The following is an 18840-nucleotide window of genomic DNA, read 5'->3' as shown; positions in this document are numbered from 1 at the left end:
TCGTCTCCCTGCTCGTCGAGCAGGAGAGCAACGAAATGCCGAAGACGGGCTCATCCGTCGGCGTCGATGTCGGATTGAAGCACTTCGCCGTCCTGTCGGACGGCACGGTATACAAGAACGACCGTTACTTCCGTTCGCTTGAGCAAAAGCTGGCGCGCGAGCAACGCAAGCTTTCTCGTCGTCAACGGTTGGCCTTGGACAAGAAAGTAACACTTTCCGAGGCGAAGAACTACCAGAAGCAGAAGCGAAAGGTCGCCCGCATCCACGAGAAGATCGCCAACAAGCGAACCGATTTCCTGCACAAGGTGTCGACCGAGATCGTCAAAAACCACGACGTCATCGGCATCGAGACCTTGCAAGTGAAGAACATGCAGAAGAATCGCAAGTTGAGCAAGTCCATCTCTGAGGTCAGTTGGTCGGAGTTCTTCCGCATGCTCGGATACAAGGCGGCATGGTACGGAAAGACCGTCGTGAAAGTCGGCAAGACCTTCGCCTCTAGTCAACTGTGTTCCAGTTGCGGACATCAACACAAAGACGTGAAACATCTTGGCTTGCGTGAATAGACATGCCCGAGTTGCAGCATCCACCACGACCGTGATGTGAACGCAGGACTGAACCTCAAACAAGAAGCTGAACGCCTCTTAGCTTCTTCAACCGTCGGGACGACGGGGTTAGCCTGATCAGGTTTCGACCGTCAGGTCGGATAACTCAGGAATCCTCCACCTCTAAGCGAAGCGTAGGTGGAGGTAGTTCAAGGGCGTTTTATTTGTTTACATACGTCAATACGTCTGCGACAAATGTCCGACTCCCTGCAAGAACACTCGTTTGTTCTTGGAAAGTCATCGCGTCGCCTTCAATCGTCCCGACGCGCCCTCCAAGCTCCTCAATCAACAGTTGTCCAGCTGCGTAATCCCATGGCATGTTTCGCATCGTAATGTAGCCGTCAACACGCCCCGCGGCGACCCAGGCGAGTTCAAGCGAGGCGGCACCGACTGCCCGAACCCCAACAGCGTCTTTTACGAGTGGCGCTAGCAATGCTGCATCAATTCTTCGATTGGCAGTCACCCACGTTGCATTCATGCAGATGATCGCATCACTAACCGGCTTCTCTTCAATTGGCGCTAATCGAATTCCATTTTCGAATGCGCCCTGTCCTTTAATGCAATGAAACATCTCATCCGCCATGACGTCATACACAAATCCATACTGAAGTTCGCCCTCTACCATGATGGCAATCGAAATCGCAAATAAGCGTTTTTGGCGAATGAAATTCATCGTGCCGTCAATCGGATCGACGAACCAAATCGTGCCACCCAATGTTTCAGGTCGCGCCGCACGCCCTTCTTCTCCATATATATGATGATCTGGATACTGATTCAGGATACCTTCAATTAATAAATCTTCGACATTTTTGTCAATCTCCGTCACTAAGTCACTTTTATTCGTTTTTTCTTCGATATGATACGCATGGTCTATCATCTGACGGATATATTTACCCGCTCGTTTCATTAAATCGATAGCATGTAACTCTATGCCTTGCATGCGCCTCACTCCTTTTATATGATTCCTGTCTTTTCCATAGTAACAAAAAAAGAAAACCAGCGAAAATTTTCGCTGGTTGATTGATTTAATTTATTTGATTTTTAGTTTATCGTTTACTGAATCATGCCTCTAATAACACCATTTCTTGGCGGTATTTTTCGAGACGCTCTTTACTGGCACCAACCGCTTCTGCATCACTTTCTACGATTGCATCGTGCAATGTTGCGAGCTCATAATCAATTTCGAGACGCAATACCGGAATGCGTTTTTCTGCATCTTTTCTCTTGTATGCTTCTATTACTTGTTTCACAGTAACCACACTCCTTCGCGAGATAAATGAACGTTTTAATTATCAGACAATTGCGACTAATTAGTGGATTGAATCTATAATAGTACGATTCAACTTAGATGTAAAGCATCTATTTTTAAAAATTACAGTTTAACGATATCGTCTTGTATGTAATATATAACCCATTTTTCTTTATTCTAAACAACTAATCGGTTTCCCTTTCAGGATATATGTAGGATGCACACTAAAAAAAGACAAGGAATTCCGAATGGAATCCTCGCCTTTCTCTCTTAATCATTCTTCATTTTTTCATTCGTAAAATCGGTTCGTCTTGTTTGATTGCTTGTTGGACCGCACGGTAACTGGAGCAACCTGTTTCTTCGAAATAGAATTGATCGAGTTGTTTTTCTTCCGACTTCGCATTCACGATTTTCTTGAAGGCTTTATATGTCCGCATAAATTCTTCACGTGACACACCTTTTTCGTAAGCTTCTTCAACGATGTTAAAAAAATCAATGACGGTGACGATTTCCTTCGTCGACCAGTCTGGGTTGATGGGATAATTAAGAGCCATCCTGACACATCCTTTCTTCACGATTCTTATTTTACAATGAAATCGAAGATAAAACAGTTGCAACGTTATGAAAACTTGTTATAGTTAGCTTGTTTGATTGTTTTTTTATTCGGTTTTAAGGGGGGAAATCTGGTGCAAACAAAAAGCTTAACACAGCTCGATACACCTTTATTCGATGCGCTACTCGCGCATGCGAAACGTCAACCAATTCAATTTCATATTCCTGGTCATAAAAATGGGCAAGGAATGGATCCTGCATTTCGATCGTTCATCGGTCAAAATGCACTCGATATCGATTTAATCAACATCGCTCCACTCGATGATTTACATCATCCGAAAACGATTATCAAAGATGCCCATCAATTGGCGGCACAAGCATTCCATGCAGATGAAACGTTTTTCTCTGTCCAAGGAACGTCAACGGCAATCATGGCAATGATCATGAGCGTCGTCGGTCCGGACGATAAAATCCTCGTTCCGCGAAATGTCCATAAATCGATCATGTCGGCTATCGTTCTTTCTGGAGCGCACCCGATTTTCATTCACCCTGAATTTGATGAAATGTTTGGAATTGCTCACGGTATCACACCAAGTGCCGTCGAACGTGCCCTCAGTCTTCATCCTGATACGAAGGCGATACTTGTCATTAACCCGACGTACTTCGGTGTCGCAGGCGACCTTGAGAGCATCGTCAAGCTTGCTCATGGGAAAGGGATCCCTGTCCTCGTCGACGAAGCACACGGCGTCCATATCGGCTTCCACGATGATATGCCGCTATCAGCAATGCAAGCAGGGGCTGACTTAGCCGCTACGAGTGTACACAAACTGGGTGGATCACTCACAGGAAGTTCTGTCTTGAACGTCCGCCGAGGTCTGGTCTCGCCCGATAAAGTCCAGACTGTCCTCTCGATGTTGACGACGACTTCAACATCGTATCTGTTACTCGCTTCACTCGATTGCGCACGGCGCCACCTCGCGATCAATGGTGAGGCAATGAACCGACGCGCACTTGAACTATCGACACGGATGCGAATGGGTCTCGCTAAGTTGCCTTACCTCGCCGTCTTCGGTGAATCGGACTTACATTCGAGTGCGACTTTCGCGTTCGACCCGACTAAAGTATTGATTTCGGTCAAAGGACTCGGTATTTCTGGTCACCTCGTCGAAGAGTTCTTACGCGAAGAACACCGGATTGAAGTCGAACTATCAGATTTGAATAACATCCTCTTAATCATCACTTCAGGCGACTCTGAGGAAACGATTGACGCCTTACTGACTGGAATGACTGAACTCGTTGAGCGGTACCGTGATACAGGTGCGAAAACAACTTCACATTCTATCATGTTGCCGGACATACCTGCGCTCGCATTAAGTCCACGCGATGCCTTCTACGAAGAAACGGAAACGATTACGCTCGCGCAAGCCGTAGGACGGATTTCTGCGGAATTCATGATGGTCTATCCGCCGGGCATCCCGATCTTCATTCCAGGTGAGATGATTACGACGGATAACTTAGCGTATATTAAAGAAAATATCGAAGCGGGTCTTCCTGTCCAAGGGCTTGAGGATCATTCACTCGAAACAATTAAAGTCATTCAACAATCGAATGCCATTCGATGATTCAAACGAAAGCAGACGTTACAGCTTCTCAAAAAAGTACGGGCGCAGGATATCAAATCCTTCGCCCGTACTTTTTATTTTACCAAGACCATACCTTAGCCTCTTGCATATGATAATGAAAAAAAGCCCTTAAACGGTCGGCTCCCCGCTTAAGGGCTTAAAGCTTATTTAATGATGTGGATTGGGCTACCGATTGCAACTTCAGCAGTTTCCATCGCGATTTCACCAAGTGAAGGGTGTGCGTGGATTGTGAGTGCGATATCTTCAGCAGTCATTCCAGACTCGATTGCGAGTCCCATCTCTGCGATCATGTCAGATGCGCCTGTACCAGCGATTTGAGCACCGATCAAGAGACCGTCTGATTTGCGTGTGATCATTTTCAAGAAGCCGTCTGGCTCGTTGAGTGCAAGGGCACGACCGTTTGCAGCATAAGGGAATTTAGAAGCGAGGTAATCAAGACCTTCTTCTTTCGCTTGTGCTTCTGTATAACCGACTGTTGCGAGTTCTGGGTCTGTGAAGACAACCGCAGGAATCGCGCTATAGTCGAGGTATGCCGGGTGTCCAGCAGCAGCTTCAGCAGCGATTTTCGCTTCGAAAGATGCTTTGTGCGCAAGTGGTGGTCCAGGAACGATGTCCCCGATTGCGTAGATGTTTTCGTTAGACGTACGGCACTGATCGTCGATTTCGACAAGTCCGCGCTCGCTAAGTTTAACTTCAGCCATCTCAAGACCGAGATCAGAAGTGTTCGGACGACGACCGACAGTGACGAGGACGTAGTCCGCTTCAACTGTTTGTGTTTCACCTTTCACTTCGAACGTTACTTTAACGCCGTCTTCTGTCTCTTCCACACTTTGTGCAAGTGCTTCGTTGTGGATTGTGATGTTCCCTTTTTGTTTGAGTTTTTTCTTAACGACTTGTGTCATTGCCGGCTCAAAACCAGAAAGGATGTCTTTTGTTCCTTCTAAGATGACAACTTCAGTATCGAAGTTAGCATACGCTGTACCAAGCTCCATTCCGATGTATCCGCCACCGATGACGATGAGTTTTTTCGGAAGTTCAGGAAGGTTCAATGCGCCTGTAGAAGAAAGGACACGTTTAGACCATTTGAACGCTGGAAGTTCGATTGGAGTCGAACCTGTTGCAATGATACATTTTTTGAATTTGTAAGGTGTTGAAGAATCTTCGTTGATGATACGAACTGTATCTTCAGATTGGAAGTATGCTTCCCCTACGACTGTTTCGATGTTGTTACCTTTAAGAAGGCCGCCAACACCACCCGTTAATTTGTTAACGACTGATTGTTTCCAAGATTGAACTTTCGAGAAATCGACTGCAACGTTCTCAGATGTGATCCCCATTGAGTCCGAACCTTTTGCATGTTGGAAGTTGTGTCCAGCTGTAATTAACGCTTTTGACGGGATACATCCAACGTTCAAGCAAACACCACCGACGTTTTCACGTTCGACGACTGTTACTTTAAGTCCGAGTTGTGCGCCACGGATTGCAGCGACATAACCACCAGGGCCGGCCCCGATTACGAGTAAATCTGTTTCTTGTGCGAATTCACCTACTACCATTGCTTATCCCTCCATAATGAGAAGTTGTGGGTCGTTCAACAAGCGTTTAACTAGGTTAAGCGCGTTTTGTGCTGTTGCACCATCAATGAGACGGTGGTCAAAGCTGAATGAAAGTGCAAGTACTGGTGCTGCAACGATTTCACCGTTTTTAACGACTGCTTTTTCAGCAATACGGCCGATACCGAGGATTGCAACTTCCGGGTGGTTGATGACAGGTGTGAACCATTGTCCGCCAGCAGAACCGATGTTTGTGATTGTGATCGATCCGCCTTTCATCTCTTCACCAGAAAGTTTACCATCACGTGCTTTACCAGCTAAATCATTGATATCATCAGCGAGTGAGAAGATTGATTTGCGATCTGCGTCTTTGACGACAGGTACGACAAGTCCGTTATCTGTATCCGCTGCGATACCGATGTTGAAGTAGTTTTTGTAGACGATTTCTTCGTTAGCATCATCGATTGAAGCGTTGATAGTCGGGTACTTTTTAGCAGCCGCAGTCAATGCTTTAACGACGAACGGAAGGTAAGTCAATTTCGTACCTTGTGCTGCAGCAACTTCTTTGAAGTTTTTGCGGAGTGCCACGAGGTTCGTTACATCGACTTCGTCCATAAGTGTTACGTGTGGTGCCGTATGTTTCGAGTTGACCATTGCTTTCGAAATCGCTTTACGGATACCTTTGATTTTTTCGCGTGTTTCAAGCTCAGGTTGAGCAGCAACATACGGTTTCACTTCAGCTTTAGGAGCAGATGCTTGTGCAGATGCTTTTTCTTCTGAAGCTGGTGCAGTAGAAGATTGACCACCGTTTGCAAATGCATCGATGTCTTCTTTAACGACGCGACCGTTGTCTCCAGAACCTTGAACTTCACGGATGTCGACGCCTTTTTCACGTGCATATTTACGGACAGAAGGCATCGCGATGACACGTTCTGATTTGTGGATTTGAACTTCAGTCGGCTTGTCTTCGACTTTTTGATCCGTGTCTTGGACATCTTTTGCGTTTTCTTCTGCTTTAGGTTGTTCAGGAGCTGCTTCTTCAGAAGGAGCTGAACCTTCACCTTCGACGTCGAATGAGATTAATACGTCACCAACAACAGCAACGACACCTTCGTCTACTTTTACTTCTTTGACTGTACCATCAACTGGTGACGGGATTTCAACGACCGCTTTATCGTTTTGAACTTCAAGAAGAACGTCGTCCTCTTTTACTGTGTCGCCCGCTTTTACGAACCACTTTACGATTTCGCCTTCGTGAATACCCTCACCGATATCCGGCAATTTGAATTCAAATAAACCCATTTGAATATGCCTCCTTTTATTTCACTCTTCTAGTCAATTGTTATCTTTAAAACGGAAGCAAGGAGAGAATTTCCCCTCTCCTTTTTCCGAATCACGCTTAGAAATTGTAAACTGTTTTTACTTTTTCAACGATATCTTTGTGGTCTGGAATCCAGACGTCTTCACCTTGTGCGAATGGGAAGATTGTATCTGGAGCCGTTACACGAAGAATCGGTGCTTCAAGATCAAGAATTGCACGCTCTTGAATTTCAGTTGCGACCATTGCAGCCACACCTGCTTGTTTTTGAGCTTCTTGAACGACAACGACACGGTTCGTTTTCTTAACTGACGCAACGATTGTATCGATATCGATTGGGCTGATTGTCATCAAGTCGATGATTTCGACGCTGATGTTTTCTTTTTCAAGTTCCTCAGCTGCTTTAAGTGAAGCGTGGACCATCGCGCCGTACGTGACGATTGTAACGTCTGTACCTTCACGTTTGATGTCTGCTTTACCGAGTTCGACCGTGTAGTCCCCTTCAGGAACCTCGCCACGGAATGAACGGTAGAGTTTCATGTGCTCAAGGAAAACGACTGGGTCGTTATCGCGGATTGACGCGATCAAAAGACCTTTTGCATCGTACGGAGTTGACGGGATGACGACTTTAAGTCCTGGTGACTGAGCCATCAATCCTTCTAAGTTATCCGCGTGAAGTTCTGGTGTCTTAACGCCACCACCGAATGGTGAACGGATTGTAACTGGTGCACTGTACGTACCACCTGAACGGTAACGTAGACGCGCGAGCTGAGCTGCTACTGAATCGAACACTTCGAAAACGAAACCGAAGAATTGGATTTCCATGATTGGGCGGAAACCAGTCAAGCTGAACCCGACTGCAAGACCACCAATACCTGACTCGGCGAGTGGTGTATCGAAGACGCGGTCTTCGCCTAATTCATCTTGAAGACCTTCTGTCGCACGGAATACCCCACCGTTTTTACCGACGTCTTCACCGAACAAGAGAACTTGCTCGTCGCGTTTCATCTCGACGCGCATTGCGTCAGTGATCGCTTGGATCATCGTCATTTGTGCCATGGGTTATTTCGACTCCTTTGCTGTATACTCATCAAGCTGCTCTTGCAGGTTTTGTGGTAACTTTTCAGCCATCACGTTGATGAAGTCAGTAACTTTTTGTTTTGGTTCTTTGTCAGCTTGTGCAAGTGCTTCTTTCACATCAGCTTTTGCTTGCTCGATGACTTCGTTTTCTTTGTCTTCGTTCCAAAGACCTTTTGTTTCCATGAACGCACGGAAACGAACGAGTGGATCTTGAGCTTGATACTCATCATCCATATCTTTTGTACGGTAACGTGTCGGATCATCACCAGCGAGTGTGTGTGGTCCGTAACGGTACGTGAGTGTTTCGATCAATGTCGGTACACCGTTGAGTGCTTCGACACGTGCTTGTTTCGTTGCAGCGTAAACTGCGAGAACGTCCATACCGTCAACTTGAATACCGTTGATGCCGGCAGCGACCGCTTTTTGTGCAATTGTTTTTGCCATTGATTGTTTTTCAACCGGCGTCGAAATTGCGAAACGGTTGTTTTGGACAACGAAGATTGCAGGGGCTTTGAATGCTCCAGCAAAGTTCATTCCTTCGTAGAAATCACCTTGTGAAGAACCGCCATCACCTGTATATGTGATTGCTACTTGCTCTTTACCACTTTTCTTAAGACCGAGTGCAACACCGGCAGCTTGAACGATTTGTGCGCCGATGATGATTTGTGGCATTAAGACGTTCACACCTTCAGGAATCTTACCGCCTGTGATGTGTCCACGTGAGAACAAGAATGCTTTGTAGAGTGGGAAGCCATGGAAGACCATCTGTGGAATATCACGGTATCCAGGAAGAATCCAGTCATCCTTATCGAGTGCGAATTGTGTTCCGATCATTGACGCTTCTTGTCCTGCTACTGGAGCATAGAAACCAAGACGTCCTTGACGGTTGAGTGAGATTGCACGTTGGTCCCAGATACGTGTGTATACGAGACGACGCATTAATTCCGTTAATTCTTCATCTGAGAGATCCGGCATAGCGTCTTTGTTGACGACTTCACCTTTCTCGTCAAGAATGCGGAACGTTTCAAAGTTTTCTTCCACGTTTTTAAACATGTTTAAGTTCATCTTTTCACCTCATCCTTTCACTGTGCTCAGCGAAATATTCCTCTGACTGATTTGCCCACATACCAATAGTGTTCAAAAATCGAAGTCCCGTGTGACCTTTCTTGAACATATATCTGTGTACCTATTCAGTTGAGTAAACTGTATTAACATGACTCGACACGATTTGATGTCTTGTTCATTACGTTACAAGTATAAAACTGTAACGCCTATAAAATCAAAGGAAATGTTTTATTTTTTTTTACGACCGTCATTTGTGACGCCTTTCACAAAAACCTTCTGTTTCTCCTTCTGTACTATTCAACTATTTGTAACTGTGTTAGTTATGAATTTCCCCTTTCGCTTGTGCTATAATTTTTATAGATGAAAGGGGTGTTGTTCATGATCACCATGAATGAAATCGTACGCGAAGAAGTTCCGACGCTTCACGAACGATCGGTGGAAGTTACTTTCCCACTCAGTGAGGAAGATAAAGAAACGATGCGCTTGATGCGCGAGTTTCTTGCTAACAGTCAAGATGATGAAATAGCTGAAAAGTACGATTTGCGTAGCGGGATAGGTCTTGCTGCTCCTCAAATCGGTGTCAATAAGCGGATGTTCGCGATTCGACTTCCAGACGGCGACGATCTTTTAGAGTTCGGAATCTATAATCCGAAAATCATCAGCCACTCTGTCGAACAGACGTTTTTAACTGGTGGTGAAGGCTGCCTATCCGTCGACCGTGAAGTCGAAGGTCACGTGCCACGCTATATGCGTATTACCCTTACTGGCATCGATCATAACGGAATTCCTGTAAAATTAAGATTAAAAGGTATGAAAGCCATCGTTTGCCAGCATGAATATGACCATTTAGACGGCATCATGTTTTACGATCGAATCGATAAAAAAGAACCATTCAAGGAATATGGACCTGCCACATGAGCTCTTCCACGCCTTGAAACAAAAAAGCCATTTCCTGATTCAGGAAATGGCTTTTTTCGTTAAACTTCCATAATGATCGGCATGACCATCGGATGACGTTGTGTTTTTTCAGTCAAATAAGGTGTTAATGTATCGTTGATGACTTGTTTGATATCTGTCCACTTCGTGTTTCGGTTCGTTAATGATTGTTCTAACGAACGTTTCAACAAGCGCTCGGCATCTTTAATTAAGTTGCCTGATTCACGCATGTAGACGAATCCACGAGAAATGATGTCCGGTCCAGAAACAAGACGGTTTGTTTTCGAGTCGAGTGTGACGACGACGACGACAAGTCCTTCTTCCGAAAGAATACGACGATCGCGTAACACGATGTTTCCAATATCTCCAATCCCTTTTCCATCGACGTATACCGCATTCGCCTGGATTTTACCAGTGATCGCTGCTGCATTGGCATCGAGTGCTAAGACTTCACCGTTATCCATGACGAAACAGTTCTCTTCCGGAACACCCGCATCCATCGCAAGCGACATGTGTTTTTTCAACATGCGGTATTCACCATGAATCGGCATGAAGTACTTCGGCTTGAGTAGGCGCAGCATCAAGAGTTGCTCTTGCTGACTACCGTGACCTGACGTATGGATATCATTGAGCTTACCATACATCACGTCTGCTCCTGCTTTATACAGCTGGTTGATCGTTTTCCCGACCGAAACAACGTTTCCTGGGATCGGTGAAGACGAGAAGATGACCAAATCATCGGGAATGATTGAAATCTGACGGTGTGTCCCATTGGCGATTCGGCTTAACGCTGCCATCGGCTCTCCTTGCGAACCTGTACAAAGAATCGTAATTTCATTCGATTTATACCGTTTCATTTCATTCGGTTCGATGATTGTTCCTTTAGGTGCCTTGATGAAATCAAGCTCTTGTCCAATCATCATGACCTTGTCCATGCTTCGACCGAAGACGACGATTTTCCGTCCTGCTTCGACCGAGGCATTGACGACTTGTTGGAGACGATAGATGTTCGAGGCGAACGTCGCAAAGATGATTCGTCCATCCGCTTTCCGGAAAATGTCCGAAATCGTTTCACCGACAACCCGTTCACTCATCGTAAATCCTTCAACTTCAGCATTCGTCGAGTCAGATAAGAGACAAAGTACGCCTTCTTTCCCGAGTTCTGCCATCTTCGCTAAGTCAGCAGGCTCCCCAACTGGTGTGAAGTCGAACTTAAAGTCCCCCGTATGGACGATATTGCCTTGTGGCGTTTTTACGACGACACCGAACGAATTTGGAATCGAGTGCGTCGTCCGGAAGAAAGAAATACTTGTCTTCCGGAACTTGATGATCGAGTCCTCATCAATTTCATGAAGTTCCGCCGTCCGTAACAAACCATGCTCTTCTAATTTGACCTTGATTAAACCAAGGGCAATTTTCCCCGCATAAATCGGTAAGTTCACTTGTTTTAATAAGAAAGGAAGTCCGCCGATATGATCTTCGTGTCCGTGTGTAATGAACACACCTTTGACTTTATCTTTATTTTTGATTAAATACGTGTAATCTGGAATAACATAATCGATTCCGAGCAATTCATCTTCTGGGAACATGACCCCTGCATCAATGACGATGATTTCATCTTGGAATTGAACCACATATGTGTTCTTCCCGATTTCTCCTAAACCGCCGAGTGCGAATACGGCTGCTTGGTGGTTTTTGACGAACTTCATGCGAACGTCGCTACCTTGTAGTCAACACTTTGTTTTTCGTACTCTAGGAATTCTCCACTTACTTCGCGGATGAATTCAACATTAATGTCTTTGATGAGATGATCAATCGATGTTCGCACGTCACGAATGCTCTCTCCTTCAACATACATAACCTCTGTCCGTTCTCTTACTGGTGCTTCCGAACGAAGCGGTTGATAAAATACTTTAAAAATCATACTTAGCAACTCCTTATCAGTCCATTGTTTTTTGTCCTTAGATTAGTATACACGAAAACGGTTCATTTTTTCATCCTTATTCAACAACTGATATCTGCTTGAACCTAGGCGCTATGCTATACTTTCATTTGTAAACGGCTATTCAGCCAATTAAATAGAGAAGGTGAAACCATGGCAAATCAAAAAGTCGTCTTTTTCGATATCGATGGAACCTTGCTTCACGATGGTCATTTCATACCGGAATCGACAAAACAGGCAATCAAACAACTACAGGAAAACGGCGTTTACGTCGCCATCGCGACCGGGCGTGGTCCTGCAATGCTGTCAGGCGTCCGTGAGCAACTCGGCATCGATACCGTCATTGGCTACAACGGTCAAATCGTCGTTCATCAAAATAAAGTCATCTATAAACGTCCGCAACCCGTCGATGATTTGAAACATTTAACATCACGTGCAAAAGAGAATGGGCACACACTTGTTTATCTCGGCGAGAAACAAGGCTTCACGACGCGTCAAACAGACGAGACCGTCGCGACGTCACTCGGCGCGCTCGATATTCCCCTCCCTGCTTATAATGAAGAAGCTTACGAGACGCACGATATCTTCCAAACCCTCGTCTATTGTCAGGCAGAAGAAGAATCGATTTATACGCAAAACTATCAAGCATTCGATTTCATTCGCTGGCACCCACAAGCGATGGACGTCATCAATGCCGGATCGTCGAAAGCCGATGGAATTAAACAATTCCTCCGTTTAACGGATATCAAACGTGAAGATACGTTTGCTTTCGGTGACGCGCTGAACGATCTCGAGATGCTCCGCTACGTCGGAACAGGCATCGCGATGGGCAATGGATTAGACGAAACAAAAGCCGCCGCCGACTTCGTCACAAAACACATTCTTGAAGACGGCATCGCGCACGGTTTAAAAAAATTCCAATTAATTTAAAAGGGATACAAAAAAAGCTGAGGAGATCCCTCAGCTTTTTACTTTATGGATGGCTCGTTCGAGACGATCCAAGTCTTCGTTTTCTCCAATGACGACAAGGTAGTCGCCCTTTTCAATGACTTCATCAGCTTGTAACGAAATCATGACATTTTCTCCCCGTTTGATGGCGACGACGTTCGCGCCGTACTTACTTCGTAAATCAAGATCAATCAACGTTTTGTTTGCCATGCGATCGCTGACCTTGATTTCAACGATTGAGAATTCTTGAGACAGGTCAAGATAATCCAAAATATTCGAACTCATCAGGCCGTTCGCAATCCTAACCCCCATGTCACGTTCCGGGTGGACAATGAAGTCAGCACCGATTTTCCGCAATACTTTTTCATGGTAATCGTTCGTCGCTTTGACAGTGATTGATTTAACACCGAGTTCCTTTAAAATCAACGTTGTCAAAATCGAAGCTTGAATGTTTTCCCCAATCGCAACGATGACGTGATCAAAGTTTCGAATTCCAAGACTTTTCAATACGTTCTCATCCGTCGTATCCGCGATGACGGAGTGTGTCGCAATCCCCATGTATTCATTGACACGTTCTTCATCCGAATCAATCGCTAGAACGTCATAGCCATTCTTCGATAATTCACGGACGATTGAACCACCAAAACGCCCCAAACCAATTACTGCAAACTCTCCATTCATGTTCAACTCTCCTTCAGATTTCGCTTCGTCAGTAGTAGTGTACCCGATTCCTTCTTAAAATACTATAAACGCCTTCACAGTGCGTGAAGGCGTTTAAGATCTCGCTATTTTTTTACTTTTTCGCCTCTGACATAATCGTTATCAAACAGGAACAATCGTAAAATCAGATAGAGTGCCGGAATCAATAATAATAGTCCGAAGATAAAGACTACGACAAGCGACGTCGCCATTGTTTCGTTAACGACCGCTTTATTGATATCGATGTACGGATATAAGATATACGGTAAATGAGTATAGCCGTATCCGAACCATGCAACTCCGTATTGAGCCATGACAGCGATAAAGGCAATTCCATAATTCCGCTTCAGGTAGACGAGTGCGACTGCAACACAGAAGAACACAAAACTTGCTGCGAACCACCACCAGTTACCATTCAAAATATTTTCATAATGCCATGCGGCTTGATTTTTTAAACCAAAGAACACAAGTCCACAGACGATGATCGTTGGAATGCTCCAAAAGAGCGCCCATTTCCGAATCAAGTCACTCGCCCCTACATCTCGCGCCTTATCTGCGTAGAACAAAAGGAACATCGCACTAATATAAAGGACAGAGACAATCGCAAGTGCTACGACTGACCAGGAATAAAAGTTCGTAAACAATTTCGTCCCTAAAAACTCAACCGTTTCATTCGTTTTACGAATAAAGCCACCTTGACTAATCGTCAACGTCGTCGACATCGCAGCCGGAATCAAGAGCCCCGTCGCACCATAGAGAAACGTATAGAACATACTATCGTTCGAACCGTAGTTCGCAAAGGCATAAAAGCTACCGCGAATCGCAATCAGAACGAGTACGATTGATGCAGGCACGAGAAGTGCCGTTCCATAGTAATAAGCTGTGTCCGGGAAAAACCCGACGAGACCAACAAAGAAGAAAACGAAGAAAACGTTCGTCACTTCCCAAACGGGCGAAAGATAACGTAAAATCAATCGATTCGTCAAATGATCTCGTTTTGTATATTTCGAGTAAAATGCGTAAAATCCAGCACCGAAGTCAATTGAGGCAACGATGAGATATCCATAGAGGAACGTCCAAAGTACGGTTATTCCTAGTGTTTGAATGTCCAACTCGTTCCCTCCTTATTCTTTATCGTCCGCAAACATCGCTTCACCGCGAGTATGGTGATCGTCTGCGAGTTCTTTACCGACAGGATTATTCTTAAACATACGGAGCAATACGACTGTACAAATCGTACCAAGTAAGAGGTACAACATGCTGAATAGAATCAGCATCGGTCCGACTGCAGTAGATGTCGTCGCTGCGTCAGCCGTTCTCATAATACCATATAGCGTCCATGGTTGACGTCCGATTTCCGCGTACATCCAACCTGCTTCAATCGAAACGATGGCAAGTGGTCCACCAATGAAAATACCGCGCAGTAACCATTTATTATACGGGTTCAACTTCTTCAGTCGGAATGCGAGTATGAACAAGGCGGAAATCGCTGCTAAATACATCCCGATCGATACCATGATATCGAAGAAATAGTGGACGAATAACGGCGCTTGGTCTTCTTTCGCAAATTCATTTAGACCGATGACTTCTGTATCTGGTGCGCCACCTGCAAGAATTGACAAGGCGTACGGAATCTTAACCGCACCTTTGATGTCATAACTACCATCTTCTTGCTCATCCAAAATCCCACCGAAAATCAATTCTGCTTCATTTGTCGTTTCAAAATGCCACTCCGCTGCTGCTAATTTTTCAGGTTGATATTTCGCAAGGTACTTTCCTGAAAAATCACCGACGAGCGCTGTCGAGAAGGCGAAAATCAATCCAGCCATGACTGTCAGACGAAGTGCCTTTTTGTGATACGCCGTCTCGGCTGCGGACAGTGTTTTCTTGCGCAATAGATGGAACGCAGCAATTGCTGCTAAGATGAACGCAACCGTCAAGTAAGCAGATACAATAACGTGTGTCGCTTTTGTTGGCGTTGCCGTATTGAACATCGCTTTTAACGGTTCGATTTGTGTTAACGTTCCGTTGACAATTTTAAAACCTTCCGGAGAATTCATGAACGAGTTAACTGTCGTGATGAAGAAGGCTGACGCCGTTGCCCCGATGACGACCGGAATCCCGATTAACCAGTGTAACCATGGATTTTTAAAGCGATCCCATGTGTACAAGTAAATCCCAAGGAAGATCGCTTCAAAGAAGAAGGCGAATGTTTCCATGAAGAGTGGCAAAGCAATCGTCTGTCCGGCTACTTGCATTAATGAAGGCCATAAGAGCGATAATTGTAATCCGATTGCCGTCCCCGTAACGACTCCGACCGCTACCGTTACGATATAACCGCGCGTCCAACGTCGTGCTAAAAGAATATAATCTGGATCTTTTCGTTTAATTCCAATGTACTCGGCTGCGAGTACCATCAACGGAACTCCTACACCAATCGTTGCAAAAATGATGTGAAATGCTAATGTGAGCCCTGTCAATAATCGACTGAGCATAACTGGATCATTGAACATGTGTGTGCCCCCCTCTTCCTAAACGTACTTCTATATATGTTTATATCCGTATCATAGAGAACATAATCATTTGTGTCTGTTCTAAATGTTTGATGTAACAAATTGTTCACATCTATTCGTGATTTTCTTCACAAAACGTTCGAAAACTAGATGATCTCGCTAAATGAAAACCCTTTACTTCGATTTGAGGCGAAGTAAAGGGCATTTCTACAGTCTTTTTACGATTCATTCAGTTTACACATATTCACGGAAGTAATGATCCAGTAAATTAATCACAAATGGGATCGCCTCTTCATCCGGATTCAACGTCGGCTGATGTAAACCGGACGTTGGATTATCGATTCCAAGCCAAAACATCATGCCTGGGACTTCTTTTAACATGAATCCAAAGTCTTCACCCGTCATCGCAGCGTCGCATTCAACATAATTTGCATTCATCTTAACGAATGAAGAAAATTTATCGACGACGTTTTGATCATTCACGACTTCGTAATAGCGGTTTCCAAATTGCAAATCAATTTTCACGCCAAATGACGCTTCAATTCCACGAACGATGTCACGTACCCGTTCTTCTAATTTTTCCATATCAGTACCGTTCAACGCACGCATCGTTCCATCTAGCACAGCTCGACCGGCAATAACATTTTCACGAATCCCCGCATCGACCTTGCCAATCGTGATGACACTACAATTCATCGGATTGATTGATCGACTGACGATTGTTTGCAACTGCATGATGAGTGCAGCCTGAGCAACGACCGTATCGACCGTCAAGTGTGGAAATGCAGCATGACCACTTTGACCATAAATCGTGATGTGAACTTCCCGCGCACTGGCAAATAATACGCCAGGACGACTCGCAATTGTCCCGACCGGATATTCAGGTGCCACATGGAGACCATACATTTCACTCGGACGATATTTTTCGAATAATGGACTTTTAATCATCGGTTCCGCTCCACCCGGACCTTCTTCTGCCGGTTGGAATAAGAAGACGACGTCATCCATGATCGGTAACTCGACAAGACGACGAAGCAGACCTAACGCAATTGACGCATGGACGTCATGCCCACAGGCGTGCATCATTCCCGGATGCTCCGAACCAAAAGGAAGACCCGTCGCTTCTTCGATCGGCAAACCATCGATATCTGCGCGGTAACCGATTGTTCGATTTCCGGTCAACCCTTTAACACGAACGAAAACACCTGTTTCAAACGTATCGTAGCTGACGCGGTCTTCAGGATAAGAGCGAATCTGATTTAAAATAAAGGCTTGCGTCTTGAACTCCTTGAATCCTAATTCAGGTATTTTATGAAGTTCTCTTCGCATTTCAATCGCGTATTCCATCTGACTGACTTCCCCCTTCTTCTTTTACGATGTCCCAAAAGGCTTGGACTTGTTTTAACTCAAGCATGGATTCCGTCGATAAAATCCATGTATCGCGTTTCAGTACTTTACCCGAAGACGTCTTCAACGGAATCTGCATCACTTCGCTCGATTCTTGAATCGTTGACTCTGGTAAAATCGCGAATCCAATGCCGTGTAACGCCATTTGTTTACAAGTTTCGATTTGGTCGACGACGAGCGTCCGCGCAGGCGGACTTGAAAAACGATCCTGCCACCACTCGAGTATTTCTTGATAGTACGTCGAATCACTTTTGAACTGAATGAATGGTCGGTCCGTCTTACGCAACTGTTCAAGCGTCGTCAACTCACTATCAACAAGATAGAGCGGGTCTGAGAACAACCGTTCCTTGACGCCCTTCCAGTCCGGATTACCTCGAATGATGCCGATATGAAAATGTTCTTCGAGCATATGCCGCATCATTTCACTCGACCACCCTGTTACGAGTTGGACGCGTACATGCGGGTAACGTTCCACGAAACGTTTCAACACGCGTGGCAACCAATATTGACCCATGATGGAGGCGACAGCAATCCGAAGGGTCCCGTAGACTGCCCCTTCTTCGGCAGTCAGTTCACTTTTCAGTTCTAATTCTTTTCGATTCATTTCTTTTGCGAGCCCAATGACTTTTTCTCCTTGGGGCGTAATGCTTAATCCACGGGAAGAACGAATGAACAACTTCGTCGCCCACCTGCGCTCAATCGCAACCAATCGTTGACTGAGTGCCGGCTGCGAGACGAAAAGACGTTCGGCTGCTCTTCGCATATTCAGCTCTTCCGATAAAGTTATCAACATTTCCATTTCCGACACTTGCAATGTAAGATTCGACTCCTCATGATATAAGATGGCATTAGTTTAACACGTTAGGAAGGAAGGTACATATGTCACGCTATCATTTTATGTTAATCGTCTCAACGATTGCGACCTTAGGAAGTCTGTACTTCAGTGAAGTTCGCGGTTTCATCCCTTGTCCACTTTGTTGGTGGCAACGCTTGTTCATGTATACGACGGCATTTTATTTAATCATTACACTCTTTCGGAATCGCCCCGTCGATGCTCTTTTCGTTCGACTATATGTTGGAATCGGTTGGGCAGTTGCTGCCTATCACGTTGTTCTCGAACGCCTCCCGGATGGCGAGGCACTCTGTACGAATGGTTGCCTGATTCAATGGGTCAACTACTTCGGTTTTTTGACAATCCCAATGATGAGTTTAATCGCCTTCACCCTCTTATTGATCCTTGCCTTTTACCCGAATAAACAAAGTGCATAAGTTGCAGATATCTGTTCAAACAAATGCGTCACGTAGAACTCACTACAAAAATTAACGCACAGGA

At 45.1% G+C, this 18840-nt stretch carries 18 protein-coding genes and 1 pseudogene; 5 read left to right on the top strand and 14 right to left on the bottom strand.

All coding sequences use genetic code 11. The features are described from left to right. Nucleotides 1-680, top strand: a pseudogene (locus tag KNP98_RS03100) (RNA-guided endonuclease TnpB family protein); the annotation flags it as partial. 82 nt (nucleotides 681-762) lie between these two features. Here KNP98_RS03100 and KNP98_RS03095 read toward each other — a convergent pair. The 3 genes from KNP98_RS03095 to KNP98_RS03085 all read right to left on the bottom strand — a co-directional run bounded on the left by KNP98_RS03095 (nucleotide 763) and on the right by KNP98_RS03085 (nucleotide 2405). After that, nucleotides 763-1542 carry an inositol monophosphatase family protein gene (locus KNP98_RS03095; RefSeq protein WP_088837464.1) on the bottom strand — a complete coding sequence of 260 codons (780 nt, stop codon included), beginning with the start codon at nucleotides 1540-1542 and terminating at the stop codon, nucleotides 763-765. Between the two features lie 121 nt (nucleotides 1543-1663). Then, nucleotides 1664-1852 carry a hypothetical protein gene (locus KNP98_RS03090; protein WP_029330952.1) on the bottom strand — a complete coding sequence of 63 codons (189 nt, stop codon included), beginning with the start codon at nucleotides 1850-1852 and terminating at the stop codon, nucleotides 1664-1666. A 280-nt stretch (nucleotides 1853-2132) separates the two neighbouring features. After that, nucleotides 2133-2405: a UPF0223 family protein gene (locus KNP98_RS03085; protein ID WP_029330953.1), complete on the bottom strand. Its 273-nt coding sequence runs from the start codon at nucleotides 2403-2405 to the stop codon at nucleotides 2133-2135. Between the two features lie 132 nt (nucleotides 2406-2537). Between KNP98_RS03085 and KNP98_RS03080 the strand changes: the two genes are divergently transcribed. Next, entirely contained in the window at nucleotides 2538-4025 is a 1488-nt protein-coding gene (locus tag KNP98_RS03080) for an aminotransferase class I/II-fold pyridoxal phosphate-dependent enzyme (RefSeq protein WP_214810661.1), read from the top strand. A gap of 164 nt (nucleotides 4026-4189) precedes the next feature. On the opposite strand, the gene lpdA is transcribed toward KNP98_RS03080, so the two are convergent. The 4 genes from lpdA to pdhA form a co-directional block, all read right to left on the bottom strand. After that, nucleotides 4190-5602, bottom strand: a complete 1413-nt coding sequence (gene lpdA / locus KNP98_RS03075) for a dihydrolipoyl dehydrogenase (protein WP_214810659.1) — start codon at nucleotides 5600-5602, stop codon at nucleotides 4190-4192. A 3-nt stretch (nucleotides 5603-5605) separates the two neighbouring features. Then, nucleotides 5606-6901 carry a dihydrolipoamide acetyltransferase family protein gene (locus KNP98_RS03070; protein ID WP_029330956.1) on the bottom strand — a complete coding sequence of 432 codons (1296 nt, stop codon included), beginning with the start codon at nucleotides 6899-6901 and terminating at the stop codon, nucleotides 5606-5608. Between the two features lie 97 nt (nucleotides 6902-6998). Continuing rightward, on the bottom strand, nucleotides 6999-7976 hold the full coding sequence (locus tag KNP98_RS03065) for an alpha-ketoacid dehydrogenase subunit beta (protein WP_088837467.1): 978 nt from the start codon (nucleotides 7974-7976) through the stop codon (nucleotides 6999-7001). A 3-nt stretch (nucleotides 7977-7979) separates the two neighbouring features. Continuing rightward, a complete protein-coding gene (gene pdhA, locus KNP98_RS03060; protein WP_026827895.1) occupies nucleotides 7980-9062 on the bottom strand; it encodes a pyruvate dehydrogenase (acetyl-transferring) E1 component subunit alpha in 1083 nt (360 codons plus the stop codon). A gap of 378 nt (nucleotides 9063-9440) precedes the next feature. Between pdhA and def the strand changes: the two genes are divergently transcribed. After that, the gene (gene def, locus KNP98_RS03055; RefSeq protein ID WP_029330958.1) at nucleotides 9441-9980 is read left to right on the top strand and encodes a peptide deformylase; all 540 of its coding nucleotides are present in this window, start codon (nucleotides 9441-9443) and stop codon (nucleotides 9978-9980) included. Nucleotides 9981-10039: 59 nt separating this feature from the next. Here def and rnjA read toward each other — a convergent pair whose 3' ends face one another. Continuing rightward, nucleotides 10040-11707: a ribonuclease J1 gene (gene rnjA / locus KNP98_RS03050; RefSeq protein ID WP_029330959.1), complete on the bottom strand. Its 1668-nt coding sequence runs from the start codon at nucleotides 11705-11707 to the stop codon at nucleotides 10040-10042. Beyond that, nucleotides 11704-11922 (bottom strand): DNA-dependent RNA polymerase subunit epsilon, encoded by a 219-nt coding sequence (locus tag KNP98_RS03045; protein WP_088837469.1) that lies wholly within the window; start codon nucleotides 11920-11922, stop codon nucleotides 11704-11706. Before KNP98_RS03045 ends, rnjA begins: the two co-directional genes overlap by 4 nt. Before the next feature lie 171 nt (nucleotides 11923-12093). Here KNP98_RS03045 and KNP98_RS03040 point away from each other — a divergent pair, with 171 nt between their 5' ends. Further along, entirely contained in the window at nucleotides 12094-12870 is a 777-nt protein-coding gene (locus KNP98_RS03040) for a Cof-type HAD-IIB family hydrolase (protein WP_214810657.1), read from the top strand. A 30-nt stretch (nucleotides 12871-12900) separates the two neighbouring features. On the opposite strand, the gene KNP98_RS03035 is transcribed toward KNP98_RS03040, so the two are convergent. From KNP98_RS03035 to KNP98_RS03015, 5 genes are all read right to left on the bottom strand, one after another. After that, a complete protein-coding gene (locus KNP98_RS03035; RefSeq protein WP_029330962.1) occupies nucleotides 12901-13569 on the bottom strand; it encodes a potassium channel family protein in 669 nt (222 codons plus the stop codon). A gap of 104 nt (nucleotides 13570-13673) precedes the next feature. Then, nucleotides 13674-14699 (bottom strand): cytochrome d ubiquinol oxidase subunit II, encoded by a 1026-nt coding sequence (locus tag KNP98_RS03030; RefSeq protein ID WP_088837471.1) that lies wholly within the window; start codon nucleotides 14697-14699, stop codon nucleotides 13674-13676. 12 nt (nucleotides 14700-14711) lie between these two features. Beyond that, the gene (locus KNP98_RS03025; protein WP_029330964.1) at nucleotides 14712-16100 is read right to left on the bottom strand and encodes a cytochrome ubiquinol oxidase subunit I; all 1389 of its coding nucleotides are present in this window, start codon (nucleotides 16098-16100) and stop codon (nucleotides 14712-14714) included. A gap of 234 nt (nucleotides 16101-16334) precedes the next feature. Further along, a complete protein-coding gene (locus KNP98_RS03020; protein WP_088837472.1) occupies nucleotides 16335-17447 on the bottom strand; it encodes an N-acetyldiaminopimelate deacetylase in 1113 nt (370 codons plus the stop codon). Further along, nucleotides 17431-18321, bottom strand: coding sequence for a transcriptional regulator CcpC (locus KNP98_RS03015; protein ID WP_029330966.1), 891 nt, complete (start codon nucleotides 18319-18321; stop codon nucleotides 17431-17433). Before KNP98_RS03015 ends, KNP98_RS03020 begins: the two co-directional genes overlap by 17 nt. Before the next feature lie 65 nt (nucleotides 18322-18386). On the opposite strand from KNP98_RS03015, the gene KNP98_RS03010 reads away from it, so the two are divergent. After that, on the top strand, nucleotides 18387-18776 hold the full coding sequence (locus KNP98_RS03010) for a disulfide bond formation protein B (RefSeq protein WP_214765263.1): 390 nt from the start codon (nucleotides 18387-18389) through the stop codon (nucleotides 18774-18776). Nucleotides 18777-18840 lie beyond the last annotated feature (64 nt).

The sequence above is a fragment of the Exiguobacterium sp. s127 genome, assembly GCF_018618695.1.
Classification (GTDB): domain Bacteria; phylum Bacillota; class Bacilli; order Exiguobacteriales; family Exiguobacteriaceae; genus Exiguobacterium_A; species Exiguobacterium_A oxidotolerans.
The sequence above is the reverse complement of the archived record's forward strand: the minus strand, read 5'-3'. Positions and strand labels throughout refer to the sequence as shown.

Bases quoted from the DNA above. Each gene is read 5' to 3' on its own strand.
- KNP98_RS03070 (WP_029330956.1), bottom strand. From the start codon at position 6,901: ATGGGTTTATTTGAATTCAAATTGCCGGATATCGGTGAGGGTATTCAC.
- KNP98_RS03025 (WP_029330964.1), bottom strand. From the start codon at position 16,100: ATGTTCAATGATCCAGTTATGCTCAGTCGATTATTGACAGGGCTCACA.
- pdhA (WP_026827895.1), bottom strand. From the start codon at position 9,062: ATGAACTTAAACATGTTTAAAAACGTGGAAGAAAACTTTGAAACGTTC.
- KNP98_RS03035 (WP_029330962.1), bottom strand. From the start codon at position 13,569: ATGAATGGAGAGTTTGCAGTAATTGGTTTGGGGCGTTTTGGTGGTTCA.
- KNP98_RS03085 (WP_029330953.1), bottom strand. From the start codon at position 2,405: ATGGCTCTTAATTATCCCATCAACCCAGACTGGTCGACGAAGGAAATC.
- KNP98_RS03040 (WP_214810657.1), top strand. From the start codon at position 12,094: ATGGCAAATCAAAAAGTCGTCTTTTTCGATATCGATGGAACCTTGCTT.
- KNP98_RS03065 (WP_088837467.1), bottom strand. From the start codon at position 7,976: ATGGCACAAATGACGATGATCCAAGCGATCACTGACGCAATGCGCGTC.
- lpdA (WP_214810659.1), bottom strand. From the start codon at position 5,602: ATGGTAGTAGGTGAATTCGCACAAGAAACAGATTTACTCGTAATCGGG.
- def (WP_029330958.1), top strand. From the start codon at position 9,441: ATGATCACCATGAATGAAATCGTACGCGAAGAAGTTCCGACGCTTCAC.
- KNP98_RS03010 (WP_214765263.1), top strand. From the start codon at position 18,387: ATGTCACGCTATCATTTTATGTTAATCGTCTCAACGATTGCGACCTTA.
- rnjA (WP_029330959.1), bottom strand. From the start codon at position 11,707: ATGAAGTTCGTCAAAAACCACCAAGCAGCCGTATTCGCACTCGGCGGT.
- KNP98_RS03020 (WP_088837472.1), bottom strand. From the start codon at position 17,447: ATGGAATACGCGATTGAAATGCGAAGAGAACTTCATAAAATACCTGAA.
- KNP98_RS03095 (WP_088837464.1), bottom strand. From the start codon at position 1,542: ATGCAAGGCATAGAGTTACATGCTATCGATTTAATGAAACGAGCGGGT.
- KNP98_RS03045 (WP_088837469.1), bottom strand. From the start codon at position 11,922: ATGATTTTTAAAGTATTTTATCAACCGCTTCGTTCGGAAGCACCAGTA.